At 65.9% G+C, this 15,626-nt stretch carries 15 protein-coding genes; 7 read left to right on the top strand and 8 right to left on the bottom strand.

Annotation, left to right across the window (positions count from 1 at the left end; translation table 11 throughout):
• Positions 1-82: 82 nt before the first annotated feature.
• Both G6N77_RS16080 and G6N77_RS16075 read right to left on the bottom strand, forming a co-directional pair.
• The gene (locus tag G6N77_RS16080; protein WP_165183179.1) at positions 83-475 is read right to left on the bottom strand and encodes a nuclear transport factor 2 family protein; all 393 of its coding nucleotides are present in this window, start codon (positions 473-475) and stop codon (positions 83-85) included.
• Between the two features lie 81 nt (positions 476-556).
• The gene (locus G6N77_RS16075; protein WP_370875219.1) at positions 557-1,906 is read right to left on the bottom strand and encodes an MFS transporter; all 1,350 of its coding nucleotides are present in this window, start codon (positions 1,904-1,906) and stop codon (positions 557-559) included.
• A 131-nt stretch (positions 1,907-2,037) separates the two neighbouring features.
• On the opposite strand from G6N77_RS16075, the gene G6N77_RS16070 reads away from it, so the two are divergent.
• The 7 genes from G6N77_RS16070 to G6N77_RS16040 all read left to right on the top strand — a co-directional run bounded on the left by G6N77_RS16070 (position 2,038) and on the right by G6N77_RS16040 (position 9,429).
• Positions 2,038-2,913: a LysR substrate-binding domain-containing protein gene (locus tag G6N77_RS16070; protein ID WP_165183178.1), complete on the top strand. Its 876-nt coding sequence runs from the start codon at positions 2,038-2,040 to the stop codon at positions 2,911-2,913.
• 67 nt (positions 2,914-2,980) lie between these two features.
• Entirely contained in the window at positions 2,981-3,394 is a 414-nt protein-coding gene (gene panD, locus G6N77_RS16065) for an aspartate 1-decarboxylase (RefSeq protein ID WP_165183177.1), read from the top strand.
• Between the two features lie 150 nt (positions 3,395-3,544).
• Positions 3,545-4,471 (top strand): AEC family transporter, encoded by a 927-nt coding sequence (locus G6N77_RS16060; RefSeq protein WP_165183176.1) that lies wholly within the window; start codon positions 3,545-3,547, stop codon positions 4,469-4,471.
• Between the two features lie 164 nt (positions 4,472-4,635).
• Positions 4,636-6,216, top strand: a complete 1,581-nt coding sequence (locus G6N77_RS16055) for a helicase HerA-like domain-containing protein (protein WP_165183175.1) — start codon at positions 4,636-4,638, stop codon at positions 6,214-6,216.
• Between the two features lie 75 nt (positions 6,217-6,291).
• Positions 6,292-7,278: a hypothetical protein gene (locus tag G6N77_RS16050; RefSeq protein WP_165183174.1), complete on the top strand. Its 987-nt coding sequence runs from the start codon at positions 6,292-6,294 to the stop codon at positions 7,276-7,278.
• Between the two features lie 93 nt (positions 7,279-7,371).
• A complete protein-coding gene (locus G6N77_RS16045; protein WP_165183173.1) occupies positions 7,372-8,142 on the top strand; it encodes an EfeM/EfeO family lipoprotein in 771 nt (256 codons plus the stop codon).
• A gap of 15 nt (positions 8,143-8,157) precedes the next feature.
• Positions 8,158-9,429: a Dyp-type peroxidase gene (locus G6N77_RS16040; RefSeq protein ID WP_165183172.1), complete on the top strand. Its 1,272-nt coding sequence runs from the start codon at positions 8,158-8,160 to the stop codon at positions 9,427-9,429.
• Between the two features lie 73 nt (positions 9,430-9,502).
• Here G6N77_RS16040 and G6N77_RS16035 read toward each other — a convergent pair whose 3' ends face one another.
• The 6 genes from G6N77_RS16035 to rpmB all read right to left on the bottom strand — a co-directional run bounded on the left by G6N77_RS16035 (position 9,503) and on the right by rpmB (position 15,097).
• On the bottom strand, positions 9,503-11,434 hold the full coding sequence (locus tag G6N77_RS16035; RefSeq protein WP_165183171.1) for an NHL domain-containing thioredoxin family protein: 1,932 nt from the start codon (positions 11,432-11,434) through the stop codon (positions 9,503-9,505).
• Positions 11,434-13,527, bottom strand: a complete 2,094-nt coding sequence (locus tag G6N77_RS16030) for a bifunctional copper resistance protein CopD/cytochrome c oxidase assembly protein (RefSeq protein ID WP_165183185.1) — start codon at positions 13,525-13,527, stop codon at positions 11,434-11,436. The genes G6N77_RS16035 and G6N77_RS16030 overlap by 1 nt, the downstream gene beginning before the upstream one ends.
• Before the next feature lie 229 nt (positions 13,528-13,756).
• Positions 13,757-14,044: an HU family DNA-binding protein gene (locus tag G6N77_RS16025; RefSeq protein ID WP_165183170.1), complete on the bottom strand. Its 288-nt coding sequence runs from the start codon at positions 14,042-14,044 to the stop codon at positions 13,757-13,759.
• A gap of 339 nt (positions 14,045-14,383) precedes the next feature.
• Positions 14,384-14,689, bottom strand: a complete 306-nt coding sequence (gene rpsN / locus G6N77_RS16020; protein ID WP_165183169.1) for a 30S ribosomal protein S14 — start codon at positions 14,687-14,689, stop codon at positions 14,384-14,386.
• 4 nt (positions 14,690-14,693) lie between these two features.
• The gene (gene rpmG / locus G6N77_RS16015) at positions 14,694-14,861 is read right to left on the bottom strand and encodes a 50S ribosomal protein L33 (protein WP_038465687.1); all 168 of its coding nucleotides are present in this window, start codon (positions 14,859-14,861) and stop codon (positions 14,694-14,696) included.
• Entirely contained in the window at positions 14,861-15,097 is a 237-nt protein-coding gene (gene rpmB / locus G6N77_RS16010; RefSeq protein ID WP_110502513.1) for a 50S ribosomal protein L28, read from the bottom strand. Before rpmB ends, rpmG begins: the two co-directional genes overlap by 1 nt.
• Between the last annotated feature and the right edge of the window lie 529 nt (positions 15,098-15,626).

Genomic DNA, 15,626 nt, shown 5'->3' with positions numbered 1-15,626 from the left:
CTTCTAAATGAGGCAACGACTCAGCTTCCCGGAGGTATTCCAATGAGGCAACAAGGTGCGGCCGTTGGCCGGGTACTGAAGGTTACCCCCAGAACGCGTCACCTTTTGTCGTGTCGTCGAAAAATTCGCGGCCTTCGGTAATCTTGCCGTCGCGAACCTGGAAAGTGAGGGCCCCGCCCGAATCCAGGACCTTTCCGCTGCTCTCGGCGTGGGTGCGCTGCAAGGCAACAGTGGTGGTCTCCCCGCCAATGATGTCGTCCACGGTCACCTTCAAGGTACCCTCCGAACGCGCCCCCAGCTCACCGAAATACGCCAGGATGGCATCACGCCCCTCCTTCGCACCCGCCAGCACATTGTTGCCGGCCACGTGCCAGACGGCGTCCGCCGCGAACAATTCGCCCAGCGTTGCCATGTCACCTGCGCTGAAGGCCTCGTATCCGCGACGGACCAAATCAGCATTCTCCTGAGCTCCCATGTCGGCACCTCTCCATCATTGTTGTGGGGTAACTCTCGAATGATTTAAGGCTATTCCCGGGGCCCGGCAATGTCGATGGAATTAAGCCTCTTGTGCCCCGAATCCATTTTTCGACACGATGAAGACCGGCTGGCGCAGGTTGCGAGGGTTGAACTTAAGGGCCAGGTGGCCGCGGCGGGCCAGCGTGATTCCGATGGTCGCGGCGGCCAGCGCCGGCATGCCTCCGGCTACCAGCATGGCCCAGTGCACGCCCAGGTGCTCGGCCAGCCAGCCCATGAGAGGGCCGCCCAGCGCCTGTCCACCAATGAGCACCATGATGTACAGGCTCATGACGCGGCCACGGACCAGCACGTTCGTGGACATTTGCACCAGCTGGTTGGAACTGGTCAAAAAGAGCAGTGACGCAAAGCCCGCCACCACCATGACGATGCCAAACGTAACCATGTTGGGGGAAAGCGACGCCAGCATCAGCACTACGCCGTAGGCGCCAGCAGCCGTGATCACCGAGCGCAGGCGCAGCACGGCAAACCGGGTCGAGGCCAGAGCCCCCATGAGCGCCCCGAGCGCAACCAGGGTGTTCAGCAGGCCGTAGCCTCCGGCACCGGCGTCGAACACGTTGTTGGCGTAGGCCGCCATCAGCACGGCCAGGCTCAGGCCAAACACGGAGATGAAGCCGGCCATCACGGCCGGCCAGAAGATGGTGGGCTTGGATCGCAGGTACCGCACCCCTTCCATGAGCTGGCCCTTGGAACGCTTGGCGGGGGCCGACTTGATGAGCTCGCCGGGGCGGATCAGGATCAGGGAAATCACGGTGACCGTGCAGGCCAGCGCGTTAACTGCGAAGGCCCAGCCGCCACCCACTGCCGTGATCAGGACACCGCTGACGGCCGGGCCGATCATCCCGCCCATTTGGAAAATGGAGGAGTTCAGGCTGATGGCGTTGCGGAGCTGCCTCGGCCCCACCAATTCATTGACGAAGACCTGGCGGGCGGGTTGGTCGGCCACCACCACCAGGCCCAGGATGAAGGCGATGAGATAGACGTGCCACACCTGCAGGTGACCCGTCAGCGCCAGGGTGGCCATGATGGCGGCCAGTATCCCGGCGGAGCCCTGGCTGATCATCAGGATCAGGCGCTTGGAGTACCTGTCCGCCAGAATTCCGCCCAGCGGCATGAGCACCAGGGACGGGATGAACTGCATGAACACGGTGATGCCCACGGCGGTGACGGAACCGGAGAGTTCCAGCACCAGCCAGTCCTGGGCCACGCGCTGCATCCAGACGGCGGTGACGGCCAGCAGGTTGGCCGTGGCAAACACGCGGTAGTTGCGTATTTTGAGCGAGGAAAAGGTTTGGCTCCACGGCGGGCGCGTGGTCACCATGTTGATGGGGGCGGTCAGGGCAGCATTCGGGGTTGCTGGTGGGGGCGTCAACGCTTTAATCCTGGGCTGGAAGGGTTTTTTTGGGGGGTCCTGCCGTTAACACTACGGAAGCATTCTTCATAGGGAAGAGGTATGGTGCCTATAAGTACCATTGCGAATCGTAATCGTGAGGTGATTTCCGAATGCATGACACCCCCTCTTTTGACCCGGCCCAGCTGAAAAGCTTCCTGGCCGTGGCCCAAACACGCAATTTCACGCGGGCGGCGGAACGGCTGGGCATCAGCCAGCCCACCGTCAGCCAGCACGTGCGCAAACTTGAGCAGGCGGCCGGGCGAATCCTGGTGGCGCGGGACACCCGCGACGTGCGGCTGACCGACAATGGGGATGCCATGGCCGGCTTTGCCCGCACCATCCTCGCCGCCAATGACGCCGCCACCCGCTACTTTTCCGGTGCCGCCATGCGCGGGCGGCTGCGCTTCGGCACGGCGGACGACCTCGCCATTACCGGGCTCCCCCGGATTCTGCGCGAGTTCCGCCAGCTGTACCCCCAGATCAACCTGGAGCTGACCGTCAGCCAGAGCGACCAGCTGCACCGGCGGCTCCAGGCCGGGCTGCTGGACCTGGTGTTCGTCAAATGGGTCTCCGGCGCCCAGGAAGGCGAAGTGGTCAAGACGGACCCGTTCGCCTGGGTGGGGCTGGAACAGACAGTGCTTGAACCGGGAGCCCCCGTGCCCGTCATCGTGTACCCGGCACCGAGCCTGAGCCGGAAACTGGCGCTGGATGCCCTCGAGAAAGTGGGCCGGACGTGGCGGGTCACGTGCACCACCAAGCAGATCAGCGGAGTTCTTGCCGCACTCCGGGCCGGAATTGGCATTGCCGTCATGCCCACCTCCCTGGTGCCTGACGACCTGAAAATCATCACGAAACGCTTTGACCTGCCGCCCGTGGGAGACGTGGACTTCACCTTGATCCGCAACCCGCTGGCAAACACTGAGGTGGTGGACGCGCTGACCCGGGCCATCATGGGCCGCAAGCTGACTCCCGTGGGCCGCAGATAGCGATATGTTTCGGCTATGGCCCCGCTCACAGCAGCCTGCAAGGCCCCCGCGGTAGACTGGAGGCGTTATGAACCGAACCATGTTTAAGTCCAAGATCCACCGCGCCACCGTGACCCACGCCGACTTGCACTACGTTGGTTCCGTCACCGTCGACGCCGATCTGCTGGACGCCGCGGACATCCTGCCCGGCGAATTGGTCTCCATTGTGGACATCACCAACGGAGCCCGGCTGGAGACGTACACCATCGCGGGCGAGCGCGGCTCGGGGGTCATCGGCATCAACGGCGCCGCCGCCCACCTGGTCAATGTGGGCGATCTGGTCATTCTGATCACCTACGCCCAAATGTCCACTGCCGAGGCGCGCGACTATGTTCCCGCCGTAGTCCACGTGGATGCCAACAACAAGATCGTCAAGCTGGGCACCGACCCGGCCGAGGCCGTCACCGAGGGCCTGTCCCGCCCAGCCCTCGCCGCACGGTAGGCGAGTCCCGGCACCTGCCCTGGCGCCGCCGTCGTGCTTCCCGGCGAAGCCGACAGGCTGACCGCTATTGTTCCTTTGGCGGCCGGAATGCGCTTTCTCGGCATAGGCTGGGGACGTGCCCGCCGTGAACGCCACCCTGCAAACCCCGCCATGCTAGCCGTCCTTGAGGGGTTCTCCGTTGTCTGGCTGATTATCCTGGTGGGCTGGTTCGTGGGCCGGCAAAAGGTGCTGGGTGAGAACGCGCCACAGGTCCTGAGCCGGCTGTCGTTTTTCGTGGCCAGCCCTGCGCTGCTGCTGGAGACCCTGTCCAAGGCGGACCTGGCGGAAGTGTTTTCCGCGCCGCTGCTGGCCGCGGCCCTCAGCGCCGTCCTGACCGGCGGGCTGTTTTTCCTGATCAGCAGGCTGTGGCTGCGGCGCTCGGTCAGCGAGGCGCTGCTCTCCGCAATGTCCTCCTCCGTGGTCAATGCCGCCAACCTGGGCATTCCCATCGCGGCCTATGTATTGGGCAACGCGGCGCTGATTGCGCCTGTGCTGATTTTCCAGCTGGCGTTTTACACCCCGTGCTACCTGTTGCTGCTGGACACCACCACCAGCGGGCGCAGAGCCACCCCGGGCCGGGTGTTCCTGCAGATTTTCCGCAATCCCATGATTCTGGGCACCCTGGTGGGCCTGGTACTGGCCGCCACGCACTGGAAACTGCCAGCCCTGATTGCCGAGCCCGTGCACCTGATTGGCGGCGCGGCCATTCCCGCCATCCTGATCGCCTTCGGCATGTCCCTGGGCAGCAGCAAGCCGCTGGCAGCCAAGGACGGCTGGCGGACGGACACCTTGCTGGCCACCGGGTTCAAGCTGGCGCTGCACCCCGTGGTTGCGTTCCTGCTGGGGCGTTTTCTCATCGGCATGGACGGCGCCGCATTGTTTGCCGTGGTGGTGGCCGCAGCTCTGCCCGCCGCCCAAAATGTCTACGTCACCGCGCAGCGCTACCAGGTGGGCGTGACCGTGGCCAAGGACACCGTGCTGGCCACCACCATTTTGGCCATCCCGGCCATGTTTGTGGTGGCGCTGCTGCTGGGGTGATGACCCGCCACTTTGAAACGCGGCCCCGTCAGCCCCCAACGGTGCTCCACTTGCCAAGTGGAGCCCCGTTGGCCACTGACGGCGCTCCAGTTCATGGTCCCGGCGCCGCGGACATCCCCACGCAGATACAAGACGCAGGATGTGACGGCGGGTACGCTTTCGTTATGGCTACCAAGACACCCGCAGAGATCGTCTCATCCCTCCAGGCCGGCTACACGTTCAGCGGCTCATCCATCGCCCTTGGCGCCGCCATTGTGGACGGCGCCGTCCACCCCGAGGCGCAGGTCAGCCTGCCACTGGCCATGATGAACCGGCACGGCTTGGTGGCCGGGGCCACGGGCACCGGTAAGACCGTCACCCTGCACATGATGGCCGAGCAGCTCTCCACCGCCGGCGTGCCTGTGTTCATGGCCGACATCAAGGGCGACCTCACGGGGCTGGCCACGGCAGGCACGGGCAGCGACAAGCTCACGGCCCGCACTCAGGGAATCGGCCAGCAGTGGGAATCGAAGGCCTTCCCCGTGGAATTCCTGGCCCTGGGCGGGGCCGGGAACGGCGTGCCCGTGCGCGCCACCATCACCAGCTTCGGCCCCATCCTGCTCTCCCGCGTGCTGGGCCTGAACGAGACCCAGGAATCCAGCTTGCAACTGGTGTTCCACTATGCGGACACCAAAAGCCTGGAACTGTACGACCTCAAGGACCTGCGCGCCGTCATCCAATTCCTCACTTCCGATGAGGGAAAGGCGGACCTGGAGGAGCTGGGCGGGCTCTCCAAGGCCACGGCCGGCGTCATCCTGCGCAACCTGATCACCCTCGACGCCCAGGGCATGAGCGACTTCTTCGGCATGCCGGAGTTCGACACCGCCGAGCTGCTGCGCACCGCCCCCGACGGCCGCGGCGTGATCACCTGCCTGGAACTTCCCAGCGTCCAGGACAAGCCCCTGCTGTTCTCCACCTTCCTCATGTGGCTCCTGGCGGACCTGTTCCGCGACCTTCCCGAAGTGGGCGACGCCGACAAGCCCAAACTCGTGTTCTTCTTTGACGAGGCGCACCTGCTCTTTACGGGCGCCAGCAAGGCCTTCCTGAACGCGATCACCCAGACCGTGCGGCTGATCCGTTCCAAGGGCGTGGGCATTTTCTTCGTCACCCAGACCCCCAAGGACGTTCCCGGCGATGTCCTGGCCCAGCTCGCCAACCGGGTCCAGCACGCCCTGCGCGCCTTCACCCCCGACGACGCCAAGGCGCTGAAGGCAACGGTTTCCACGTTCCCGGTCAGCGACTACAACCTCGAGGAAGTCCTCACCTCGGCCGGCATTGGCGAGGCCGTGGTGACGGTCATGAATGAAAACGGCGCTCCCACCCCGGTGGCCCTGACCCGCATGCGCGCCCCGGGTTCCGTGATGGGCCCGGCCGCCGATGACGCCGTCAAGGCCGTGGTGGCCGCGTCCTCGCTGCTGCCCACCTACGGGACAGCCGTCGACCCCGTCTCCGCCTACGAAAAGCTGCAGGGGCAGGCCGCCGCTCCGACCACCGGCCCCGCCGTGGGCACCCCGCTGCCGCCACCCCCGCCTGCCAACCTCCCCGCCACCAAGAACGACGGCGGCGGGCTGGGCGCCGAGGTCATGGGCGCCTTGGGCGGTGCGCTGGGCGGCGGAGTCAAGAGCATGATCCGCTCCATGGGCTCCCAGCTGGGCCGGAGTCTGATGCGGGACATGTTCGGCACCGCGCCCCGGAGGCGCCGCTAGTTGGTGAAGCCGGTCCGTAATGCTGGTCCGCGCCGGATTCAAGGCGGGCAGGTGTGACCCGGTACAGTGGACCGCGTGAAGAACGGGGCCAAACTCATCAAGATTGGTGCCGCATGGCTGCTGATCCTGATGCTGGCCATCGCGGCCGCCATTGTGACCATTTCGGTGGTCAACGCCCAGTCCTTCGGCCCGCAGCGGACAGTGCAAAATTACCTGGACGCACTGCGGGCCGGCGACGGGGCCAAAGCGCTGGGGCTGCTCAACGCCCGGGTGCCGGCCGGAAATGCGGCCGTGCTGGATGGTGCCGGACTGGCCAAGTCCCAGGAGTCCATCAAGGATGTCTCCATCGGCAAGCCCGTGGACCAGCCCAACGGGCAGCGCAAGGTCACCGTCAGCTACCACGTCAATGGCACGGAGCTCGCCACCGATTTTGAGCTGGAGCCCGGGCCCAGCCACTGGCTGTTCTTTGACAGCTGGACCATCCTGCCCACCACCCTGCCCACCATCAACGTCTCCGTGGTCAACGCCACGGAGGCGCAAGTGAACGGCGTGGCCGTGAACATGCCGGGCGGCAAAAACACCTTCGCCGTCTTTTATCCCGGCAACTACGAAGCCGAATACCAGTCGTCCCTTTTCGCCGCGGCGCCGGTGACCCGTTCCGTGAGCAGCCCCCTGGCGAGCGTTCCCGCCGTCGCACTGGCCACGGGACCCACCAGCGAGCTGCTGAGCCAAGTGGATGCCACCATCCACCAATACCTGGATGGGTGCGCCAAGCAGGCCGTCCTGATGCCGGCCAACTGCCCCATGAGCGCGGCCACCGATAACAGGGTGGTCTCCCCCATCGCGTGGAGCATTGTGAACTACCCGTCCATCTCGATCACACCCTACGGCGGGAAGTGGATCATGGGGCCGCTGACCGTCAAGGCCCAGGTGTCCTACCAGGAGCAAAACCTGTTCACCGGCGCCGTGGCCCCCGTCAAGCATGCCGAGGATTTTGGCTTCACCGCCAAGCTGGCCATCAGCGGCACCACGGTGAGCGTCACACCCGTGGTCAGCTACTAGGGCACACAAAAGGTAATTAGCGAACGGAATGGTGCCGTTATTGGGATACTATAGGCAAGCCAAGCCTTACTTCGTCCCACGCCAAGGATCCGCATGCCCGATTCCCTGCCCGCACCGGCCCCCACCATGGACGGCGTGGTTGCTGCTTACCGCAACTACGTCTCCGGCCAGCTCGACACCCTCACCGGCCAGGCCCTCTCCCTGAAGGCGTCCATCGGCAACAACAGCCTGGAAGTGGCACGCCGGCAGTGGCTGGATGCGCAAATGACCTGGCAGCGCGTTGGTGCGGCCTACGGCAGCTTCGGCGATCTCGGTTCGGCCATCAACGGCCTGCCGTCCGGCCTGCCCAAGGGCTCCGCCGACCCGGGGTTCACGGGGCTCCACCGGCTGGAATACGGGCTGTTCCACGGGCAAGGCCCGGCCGAACTGGCTGCCGTGGCCAGCAAACTGTACGCCGACGTCGTCGAACTTCACGGGAAGCTGCCCACCATGGAACTGGCGGGCTCGGACATGCCGCTGCGGTGCCACGAAATCCTGGAGGACTCCCTCCGCGACAACCTTTCAGGCAACAACGACCAAGGCAGCGGTATGGCCCTCGCCCTGACCTCCGCCGACCTGGACGGCACCCGCGTGGTCCTCGCCCTGATGCGCACGCTGGTTGACACGCTTTCCCCCGGCTATACGGCCAAGGTGACAGCCACCCTGGACCGCCTCGGGAACGCCCTGGCACGGACGCAGGACCAAGGCACGTGGCCGGCCTGGCGCACCCTTCCGCTCGCGGCACGCCAGCCCGTGACCGGAGCGCTCGGTGCCGCGCTGGAGTCCCTGGCCTACGTGCCCGCCCTGTTTTCCACTGACGACTAACCCGGATCTGGACCCATGACCTCGAACCCAACCACGCCCCCACGCCCGGGGCGCCGCTCCTTCCTGATCGGTGCCGGCTCCGGTGCCGCCGTCACAGCCCTGGCAGCCACGGCCGCAAACGCCGCCATCCATTCCTCGCCAAGCGCGACGCCGGCCTCCGCCACCGCGCCCGCCGTCCCCTTCCACGGGGCTACCCAGGCGGGCGTGTACCGCCCGGCGGACCAGCAGCGCCAGGCCTGCTTTGCCTCCTTCCGCGTGCTGGCAACGACCAAGGCGGAACTAAAAACCCTCCTGCAAGTGCTCACGGCGCAGGGCGTGAAACTTTCCACCGGCGTGCGTGCCGCGGACCCGGTCCCGGCCGAGTCTCTGCCCGCCATCGCTGGCGGTCCGCCGCAGAACTCGGGAGTGCTGGGCGAGGACGTGCCGCCGGACTCCTTCACCATGACGGTGGGGCTGGCGGCCAGCGTTTTCGACAACCCCGCCTTTGGGCTGGCCGGAAAGAAGCCCAAGGGCCTGACGGAAATGACGGTATTCCCCAATGACACCCCTGACCCGGCGTGGACAGGCGGGGACCTGCTGCTGCAGCTGTGCGCGGACTCCACCGACATGGTCCACTACGCGCTGCGGGAAATCACCAAGGCCACGCGCGGCCTGCTGGCCCTTTCCTGGAAGATCAACGGCTTCCACTCGGCGCCGCGCCCTGCCGGCACCCCGCGGAACCTGTTTGGCTACAAGGACGGCATCGCGAACCCCGCCCAGGACGAGCAACTTGTGTGGATCACGCAGGGCTCGGGACAGCCGGACTGGGCCGTGGGCGGCACGTTCATTGTGGTCCGGCTGATCCGCATGCTGGTGGAGTTTTGGGACCGGGTGGGCCTAGGTGAACAGGACGGCATGATCGGCCGGCACAGGGTCAGCGGCGCCCCCTTGGGTGCGGTGAAGGAGACGGACGTGCCGGACTACGCCAATGACCCGGACGGGCAGAACATCCCGCTGGACGCCCACATCCGCATGGCCAACCCGCGCACCAAGGCCACGGATGCCTCACGCCTGCTGCGGCGCGGCTACAACTACGACCTGGGCGTGGACCTGAACGGAAACATGCAGGCGGGACTGATCTTCGCCAGTTTCCAGCGGGACATCAAGGCCCAGTTTGAGGCCACCCAGCTGCGCCTGGTCAACGAACCCATGACGGACTACATTGAACCGTTTGGCGGCGGCTACTTCATCGGGCTGCCGGGAGTGACGGCGGCCAACGGCTTCCTGGGCGAGGGCTTGTTCGCTTAAACCCCCGCCGAACGGGCACATAACGTGGATGTTGCGCTGAAACATCCACGTTAAGTGCCGGTTCGGGAAGGTGTTAGTCCATGCCGCGCAGGTCCAGCGCCAGCTCCGTGGCACCGTCGGCGGCCAGCAGCACGGGAATTCCCCAGTCCTGCTGGTACAGGTGGCAGGCAGCGTGATCAGGGATTTCCCCATTGGCGTCCTCCGGGCCGTCGCAGGCCGCGGCGCGTGCCGTCAGGTGCAGCACGCCTTCGGGCACGTCGGGCGAAAGCACCAGGGTGCGGCTCAGGCCCACGGAGGTGCCTCCGCCGGACACCAGGAGCTCCGGCGGCGTGGAGGAAATCTTCAGCTGTGTGGGGTCCCCCCAGCGGTCGTCCAGCTTCTGGCCGGTGGGGGCCGAAAAGTTGACCTTCAGGGCCAGCTCGCCGGGCGCCACATTAGTCTTGGGGCGCTGGGTCTGGGCAGCACCTTCATCCACCTGCAGGGCGTTCTTGGGCAGGGGCAGGCGGATCAGCTGGTGGCGGTTCGCCTCCACGACAATCAGCAGCGGCACCTCGCCGGACTCGTCCAGCAGCACGTCGCTGGGTTCCAGCAGGCCGCGCGCCAGGGTGCTGACTGTCTTGGAGGCGGGGTCGTAGCGCCGCACGGCGCCGTTGTAGGTGTCGGCCACGGCCACGGAGCCGTCCGGCAGCACGGCAACGCCCAGCGGGTGCTGCAGGCGGGCCTGGCCGGCGTCGCCGTCGCGGAAGCCAAAGTCAAAGAGCCCCTCACCTATGGCTGTCTCCACCGAGGTGCCCGCGGGGCCAAACTTCAGCACGCGCAGGGCGGAGGTTTCCGAATCCGCCACCCAGATGTTGCCCTGGGCATCCTCCGTGACCCCGGACGGCTGGGCAAACCAGGCCTGATCCGCAGGGCCGTCCAGCAGCCCTTCCAGCCCGTTGCCCGCCACGATGGACACAGCCCCGCTGGCCGGCTCAAACGCGAAAATCTGGTGCGTGCCCGCCATGGCGATGACCACCGCACCCAGCGCTGACGAATACGCCACGTCCCAGGGTGAAGACAGCGCCACCTCGAGCGCCGCGGTCCCGAGATCGGCCGCGGAGGCGGCAGCGCCGTCGTCGTCCACGCGGGCGGGGCCCGCCTCCAGAAGCCGCTGGACGCCGTTGCCGGCGATGGTGCGCACGCGGCCGTCGGCCAGCGTCACGCCGCGCAGGCGGTGGTTGACGGAGTCGGCCACGACCACGTCGTAGCCCACTTCCGCCGCCAGCTCACCCGGGAGCAGCGCCAGCCCGTGGGGCTCGTTGAATTCTGCGGCCTCGGCGGGGCCGTCGGCCAGGCCCTTGGCACCGGTGCCGATGGTGCGCACCACGGTGGCCAGGTCCGGGCCCATCTCCACGAGGCGGTGGTGGCCTGTGTCCGAAACCAGGAAGTTGCCGCCGGCCAGCGGAAGGACCTTGCCGGGGAAGCGGAGGTCCCGGGCCACGGGCTCGGGTGCCACGTAGGGGCCGCTGCCGCGGTGCAGGGTGCCCTTGGCCTCGTGTTCGGCGATCAGTTCGGGGATGAAGGTGGCCAGCCCCGCGGCATGGCCCTCACCGGACAGGTGCGCCACAATGTAGCCCTCCGGGTCCACCACCACCAGGGTGGGCCAGGCGCGGGCGGAGTACGCCTGCCAGGTGACCAGTTCCGGATCGTCCAGGACGGGGTGGGCAATGTCGTAGCGTTCCACTGCGGCGGCCAGGGCAACCGGGTCCGCCTCATGTTCAAACTTGGGCGAGTGCACGCCCACGGTGACCAGCACATCGCTGTACTGCTGCTCCAGGGGCCGCAGCTCATCCAGGACGTGCAGGCAGTTGATGCAGCAGAACGTCCAGAAATCCAAGATGACAATCTTGCCGCGCAGCTTTTCCAGGTCCAGCTCGGCGCCGCCGGTGTTCAGCCAGCCGCGGCCCTGGAGTTCCGAGGCCCTCACGCGGACAGTGGCGGCGGTAGGGGTGGTGGTGGATTCCACTAGTGCATTTCTCCTTGTGAACGGCGTTCGGGTGTTCCGGGCGCGTGCGGGCCGGATGCGTGTGAACTTCGCAGCGGGCTCGACGGCGCGGAAGCGTCGCGTGCTGCCAGCTGGGCAAACATGTCATTGTAAGCGTTGAGGTCGGCGTCCTTATTCCTGTCCGCCGCCCTGTCCTTGCGCTTGGTCTCCCGGGCATCGGAGCGGGACCACATGTAGGCCACGCCCATGGCAATGGCCAGGGTGGGGATTTCACCGACACCCCAGGCCACGCCGCCGGCCGTCTGCTGGTCGACAAGGGCCGAACCGCCCCAGGCACGGCCCATGTTGCCAAAGTATTCACCCGACAGCAGGGCCGTGGCCATCATCAGTGAGACGCCAAAGAAGGCGTGGAAGGCCATGGTGGCCAGCAGCAGGAGCAGCCGGAAGGGGTAGGGGAAGCGGCGCGGCAAGGGGTCGCTGCCGATCATGCTCAGCACGAAGATGTAGCCCGTGATGGTGAAGTGGATGATCATCAGCTCGTGGCCCACGTGGTAGCGCATGGCCAGCCCGAACAGCGGCGAGTAGTAGAAAATGATCAGGCTGCCGGCGAAGTTGGCGGCCGCAAACAGGGGGTGGGTGACCAGCTGGGAAAACTTGGAATGGACCAGCACCAGGATCCACTCGCGGATGCCGCGGGAGCCGTCGCGGCGCGGGGCCAGCGCCTGCAGGGCCAGGGAAACGGGTGAGCCCATGGCCAGGAACAGCGGTGCAATGACCATCAGGGCCATGTGCTCCACCATGTGGGCGCTGAACAGCACGTCGCCGTAGACGGCGGGGCCGCCGGAGGTGATGTAGACCAGTACAAGCAGCCCAACAATCCAGGAAATGCTGCGCAGCACCGACCATTTGTCGCCGCGTCGGTGGAGCTTGAGCATGCCGGCCAGGTAGGCGGCCCCGGCCACCAGGGCGAAGGCCACCCATAGCCAGTCCATCCGCCACTCGGTAAACCAGCGGCTAAACGTCAGTTCCGGCGGCAGCGGGTACCCGGTGAGGATCTGCGCCGGGGACAGGGAGGACGTCACCAGTTCCCGTGACTGCGGCGGGGCCGATCGGCTCAGGCCCACGGCAAGGCCGCTGATGATGCCCATGATCAAAAGCTCCACAAAGATCAGCTGCCAGAGCAGGCGGCGGGTGGGTGCTGCCGCCGTGCTCTTCTTCCCCCCGGCCAGGCGGGGGATGATCCAGGTACGGTGCATCCAGCCGATGACGCCCAGCACCATGGTGGCGGAGAACTTGGCCAGGATCAGCTGGCCGTAGGTGGAGTAGAACAAATCGTGCCAGTTGGTCACGCGGATGGCCGCGTTGACAATGCCGGAGCCTGCCACGCCGGCGAACGCAAAGATCGCCAGGGCGGAGAAGCGCTGGAGGGTTTGCGCCGTGAGCTTGCCCAGGACGCCGGAGACCACCACCAGCACAATGATCCCGCCCACCCACAGCGAGGCGCCGGTGATGTGCAGGAACAAGGAGTTCACGGCACCGTTGTGGTCCGCGCTGGAGGCGGAGTGGCCCACCAGGGCTTGCGGGACGAAGGCCAGCAGCGCCACCACCAGGGGGACGGCCAGGCCGCTGACGCTCCTGATGCCAAAAACCATGGTGGTCACGACGGCGGCGCAAATCACCACGGCCAGCCACGCCTGGCCCACCGGCAGCCCCGTCACGAAGAAGACCAGCTGGTTGTTGTAGTCCTGGGTGCCGGCGATGGGAAGGCCGGAGACGCTGGAATAGGTGAGCACCAGGACGGCGATTGCGCTCAGCGTCCACACGCAGCCGGCCACTGCGGCAAGGTTCATGACCCGGGTAAAAGCGGGGTGCTCGGGCACTGGGGCGCGCCTCCCGGCGTCGTCCTTCTGTTTGCCGGTGTGGGGCCGCCGCGCCTTGGCGTCCTTGGGCAGGATGACGACGGCGAACACCAGCGCGCCCACCACGGTGGCCAGCGCCATGTTGTGAATGGTGGTGGCGGCGGGCAGGCCCCAGCGGGTGAACGCGCCGGGATCGGCGAGCTTTTGGACGGCGGCGGCGCCGGTCCACATCAGGGCGCCCACCATGCCGGCCATTCCGGCCACGAAGCCCAGCCACCACCAGCGGCTGCGAATGCCATCGGCAAAGGTGCCGGGGACGGCAGGGGACGCTATGGCGGGGGACGCTTCAACAGGTGGCACCCTTCCATTGTCTTGCACGCGGCGCAGATTGGGCGAATCAGGGAATGCACAGGAAGAGGGTTAAACAGCGTGAGGGCGGCAGGCGCATGCGCCGTCCGCCCCCACGTGAAGTGTCGTAGAAGGACTACTTCTTCTTGGCGACTGCAGCCTTCAGCTTGGAGCCGGCGGACAGCTTGACGCTGTGGCCTGCTGCGATCTGGATGGCCTCACCCGTCTGCGGGTTGCGGCCGGTGCGTGCTGCACGGTCGGTGCGCTCGACGGAGAGCCAGCCCGGGATGGTGATCTTTTCGCCGGCTGCAACGGAGCTCTCGAATACCGAGAACAAGGCGTCCAGCACGCCGTTCACTGCGGTCTGGCTGGTCTCAGCCTTTGCAGCAACTTCAGCTACCAGTTCGCTACGATTCTTAGCCATGTTTGTCCTCCTGGACGTCAAGAATTTCTAATTCCACGCGGTTGCGTGTCAACCACTGCTAGCGAACATACCAGCAAAACCGCGGAACTGACGGCAAATTCCGCCATTTCTCGGCGTTTTTCGGGCCACTTTGAGGGCTTTTTCGCTCTCAGCCAAGCTGCGGAGGGCCTGCGGGCGGCCATCAGCCCCTTCATTCAGCAGCGATGGCGACTTTGGCGGATGCTTGGCCACCATCGCTGCATACTGACCAAGGGGTCAGCGCTGCGGGGCAAGCCGGCCGCCGAAAGAGGGCAGCAAAAAGGCGGCGACCCGAAGGTCGCCGCCTTTTTCAGCGGGATGTTACCAGCTGGACTTCTTGATGCCGGGCAGTTCGCCAGCGTGCGCCATCTTGCGGAAGCGGACACGGGAGATGCCGAACTTCTGGAGCGTTCCACGCGGACGGCCGTCGATGGCGTCGCGGTTGCGGACGCGCACGGGCGATGCGTTGCGGGGGAGCTTCTGCAGGCCCAGGCGGGCAGCTTCGCGCTCTTCCGGAGTGGAGGCGGGGTTGACAAGGGCCTTCTTCAGGGCGAGGCGCTTTTCGGCGTAACGCTCGACGATGACCTTGCGCTTCTCGTTCTTCGCGATCATGGACTTCTTGGCCATAGTCTTAGCGCTCCTCTCGGAATTCGACGTGCTGACGGATCTTGGGATCGTACTTCTTCAGGACCAGGCGGTCCGGAGTGTTACGACGGTTCTTGCGGGTCACGTACGTGAAACCGGTACCCGCGGTGCTCTTGAGCTTGATGATCGGACGTACGTCCCTGTCCTTTGCCATTAGAGCTTCACCCCGCGAGCCAGAATCTGGGCGACAACGGCGTCAATACCGCGCACGTCAATGGTCTTGATGCCCTTGGCGGACAGCTGCAACGTCACGTTGCGGCGCAGGGACGGAACCCAGTAGCGCTTCTTCTGGATGTTCGGATCGAACCGGCGCTTGTTGCGGCGGTGCGAGTGCGAAATGCTATGTCCAAAGCCCGGCTCGGCTCCGGTCACCTGGCAATGTGCTGCCATGATCACTCCTAGTTAAATATGTGGATACGGTTCACTGCTGCAAACCGTGCGCTGAGGCAGCGTCCGCCCTTGGACAGCATGATTCCCCGCCTCATTTTCATGATGAAAGGAAAAGGTGCCCGTCCGGCGAATACCCGAATGCACGCAACTTGAGCCCCTAACTACCGGCCCACGGGAGGATAATCACCGCAAACCGGAGCAATTGCACACGCTCCGCGCCACCTAGCGCCTACCCAGTCTAGTGGCACGTGCCGTTTAAGGCGAATTGGCCCATATCACTTCGCGGCCAAAGAAGGAAGCACCGCGGGTCAGTACAGCGGGTCAGTACAGCGGGCCAATTCAGCGGGTCAGTGCAGCGGGGAACAATTCCTGCGGGGCCAGATACCCGCAATGTCCGGCCCGGAATGGCCCGGCCGAGCATCTTGGGCATGGCGCCGGGTACTGGTCCGTGCGGCGCGCAAAAGAGGTTGTTTGGCCGGCTCCGCGGGATTGGCCACGGCGGCCCCCAATGGTCTGCCGTGGCCCAACG

The organism is Arthrobacter silviterrae (assembly GCF_011045165.1).
GTDB classification, from domain to species: domain Bacteria; phylum Actinomycetota; class Actinomycetes; order Actinomycetales; family Micrococcaceae; genus Specibacter; species Specibacter silviterrae.
Note: the sequence above shows the minus strand (reverse complement) of the source record. Positions and strands in the feature narration are given on the sequence as shown.

Bases quoted from the DNA above. Each gene is read 5' to 3' on its own strand.
- G6N77_RS16080 (WP_165183179.1), bottom strand. From the start codon at position 475: ATGGGAGCTCAGGAGAATGCTGATTTGGTCCGTCGCGGATACGAGGCC.
- G6N77_RS16070 (WP_165183178.1), top strand. From the start codon at position 2,038: ATGCATGACACCCCCTCTTTTGACCCGGCCCAGCTGAAAAGCTTCCTG.
- panD (WP_165183177.1), top strand. From the start codon at position 2,981: ATGAACCGAACCATGTTTAAGTCCAAGATCCACCGCGCCACCGTGACC.
- G6N77_RS16060 (WP_165183176.1), top strand. From the start codon at position 3,545: ATGCTAGCCGTCCTTGAGGGGTTCTCCGTTGTCTGGCTGATTATCCTG.
- G6N77_RS16055 (WP_165183175.1), top strand. From the start codon at position 4,636: ATGGCTACCAAGACACCCGCAGAGATCGTCTCATCCCTCCAGGCCGGC.
- G6N77_RS16045 (WP_165183173.1), top strand. From the start codon at position 7,372: ATGCCCGATTCCCTGCCCGCACCGGCCCCCACCATGGACGGCGTGGTT.
- G6N77_RS16040 (WP_165183172.1), top strand. From the start codon at position 8,158: ATGACCTCGAACCCAACCACGCCCCCACGCCCGGGGCGCCGCTCCTTC.
- G6N77_RS16030 (WP_165183185.1), bottom strand. From the start codon at position 13,527: ATGGCCGGCATGGTGGGCGCCCTGATGTGGACCGGCGCCGCCGCCGTC.
- G6N77_RS16025 (WP_165183170.1), bottom strand. From the start codon at position 14,044: ATGGCTAAGAATCGTAGCGAACTGGTAGCTGAAGTTGCTGCAAAGGCT.
- rpsN (WP_165183169.1), bottom strand. From the start codon at position 14,689: ATGGCCAAGAAGTCCATGATCGCGAAGAACGAGAAGCGCAAGGTCATC.
- rpmG (WP_038465687.1), bottom strand. From the start codon at position 14,861: ATGGCAAAGGACAGGGACGTACGTCCGATCATCAAGCTCAAGAGCACC.
- rpmB (WP_110502513.1), bottom strand. From the start codon at position 15,097: ATGGCAGCACATTGCCAGGTGACCGGAGCCGAGCCGGGCTTTGGACAT.